We start from the raw sequence: 1,970 nt of genomic DNA, 5'->3' as shown, positions 1-1,970 counted from the left end.
TGCAACTATGGTAAATAACATCGGTGAAACACCGATTGTTATTAATGGCAAAGGAGTCAAATCCATAAATCAATACTACAACAAACAAAAAGCGTATTTTCAAAGTATTTTAAAGAAACAAAATGGATTGAATTGGAGTAAAAGACTAGAAAAATTAACATTAAAACGAAACAATAAAATTAAAGACTTCATGCATAAAGCAAGTAGATATGTTGTAGATTGGTGTGTTAAGCATAATATTGATACGATTGTTATTGGTAAAAATGATAATTGGAAACAAGAGGTTGATTTAGGGAAACGACTAAATCAAGCGTTCGTTCAAATTCCTTATGATATGTTTATCCATCAATTACAGTACAAAGCGGAAGAGCAAGGGGTTCGTGTCATTGTAACAGAAGAAAGCTACACATCGAAATGTAGTTTTTTAGACATGGAAGAAATCAAAAAGCAACAGGCGTGTTGATTATCCAATAAAATCCAAAGGGTATAGAAAAAAGAGCACCTTTCCTGTAGAATGTGAGTAGCGACACAAACAAACCTAGGAGGTGCTCTCTATGAACAAGCATACCACACTCCCGAATTTGATGCAAAAACTTGTTTCGGATGAAGAGATTCAACTGATTGCCGAAGCGGTTGGGTATCGTGATTCGTCTCGAACCTTTACGTTGCGCGAGTTGATTCACTTCTTCCTGCTGGCCGCCATGCATCAATGGAAAAGCTTTCGCCACGGAGCCGATGTGGGGCCTCTGTATGGATTGCCGCGATTCCATTATTCAACTGTATCCAAGAAAGCGAAAGAAGTTCCCTATGACATCATGAAACGCTTGTTGGCGTTGATCATTTCCAAGTGCAACCGCCAAACCCGCCGTTCGCTTCGGTTTCCCAAACCGCTTCGGGTGGTGGATTCGACGACCGTCACAGTCGGGAAAAACCGCCTCCCATGGGCGCCGTATCACGGCGAACGCGCCGGAGTGAAGCTGCACGTCGCGTATTCGCCGGAATCCTCGTTGCCGGCAGACGTGGTGGAAACCATCGGACTGCGTCATGATGGCCCAGTGGGAGAACAGTTGACGAACGCTCAACAAGTGCTGGTGGAAGACCGGGCGTATTTCAAAATCGAACGCCTCGATCGATTTGTGGAGCAGCATCAGCTCTTTGTCATTCGGATGAAGGACAACATCGAACTTCATCAGAAAAAAAGCTTGAAACGCCTTCCGAGCGCATCTTCATCGGTTCAAGCCGACTTCACGTGCCAGTTGGGGACGAAACAATACCGCTCCACCAAGCGTCACCGGGTGGTGATCTTTCGAGATGCGAATGGCCGCGACATTCGGGTCGTGACGAACCTCTTCCATGCGTCTGCGGAAACCATTGCCGACATGTACCAACAACGTTGGACTGTTGAGGTCTTTTTCCGTTGGGTGAAGCAATATCTGAATGTCCCGACCTTGTTTGGCACGACGGAAAATGCGGTATACAACCAACTGTTTGCGGCGTTCATCGCGTATGTGTTGCTGCGATGGCTGTATGATCAAACCAAAAAACAGACGAACGTCTCTCTTTCCTTCATTTCGTTCGTTCGCCGTTTTTTCTCTGGGCAGCTTCCTCTCGATTGGAAATCCGGGATGGCCGCTGCTTTGTTTGAGTATGCCCAAATTTATGGAAGGCGTATGTATAATTTTGGATAATCAACACTCGTGAATTGCGATAGACCTTTTTGACTTGAACGTTCATAAGAGAAAAACTCCTTTACGTTCCTTGTGTGTCAAGGATTCATTCGACATCGGAACGAAAAAATCCTTCTTTTTTCCATCATAAAACTTGTTTTTTCGATGAGAAAATTCATTGTCTTTTTTAAGAATTTCGTTATAATAAAGATTGTTAATGATAGTGATTTTCATTTTCTTAGTCCAAAAGGAGGTGGCCGCATGGTTCGCTTGTATGCCGAGGAGCTCACCGTCCGCTATGAC

General features: G+C 44.0%; 3 protein-coding genes. 2 read left to right on the top strand and 1 reads right to left on the bottom strand.

Translation table 11 applies throughout. The annotated features are described in order from the left end of the window. Together U1T56_RS24030 and U1T56_RS24025 are read left to right on the top strand one after the other, a co-directional pair. The coding region (locus U1T56_RS24030) for an RNA-guided endonuclease TnpB family protein (RefSeq protein ID WP_418162024.1) at positions 1–463 on the top strand (463 nt) is incomplete at its 5' end. A 91-nt stretch (positions 464–554) separates the two neighbouring features. Beyond that, positions 555–1,688 (top strand): IS4 family transposase, encoded by a 1,134-nt coding sequence (locus U1T56_RS24025; protein ID WP_418162023.1) that lies wholly within the window; start codon positions 555–557, stop codon positions 1,686–1,688. A 42-nt stretch (positions 1,689–1,730) separates the two neighbouring features. Here U1T56_RS24025 and U1T56_RS24020 read toward each other — a convergent pair. Next, positions 1,731–1,970, bottom strand: a 240-nt coding sequence (locus U1T56_RS24020; RefSeq protein WP_418162022.1) for a hypothetical protein, incomplete at its 5' end; no start/stop codon positions are given.

Origin of the sequence: Benzoatithermus flavus (assembly GCF_037908215.1) — a bacterium.
In the GTDB taxonomy this organism is placed as follows: Bacteria; Pseudomonadota; Alphaproteobacteria; order Geminicoccales; family Geminicoccaceae; genus Benzoatithermus; species Benzoatithermus flavus.
The sequence above is the reverse complement of the archived record's forward strand: the minus strand, read 5'-3'. Positions and strand labels throughout refer to the sequence as shown.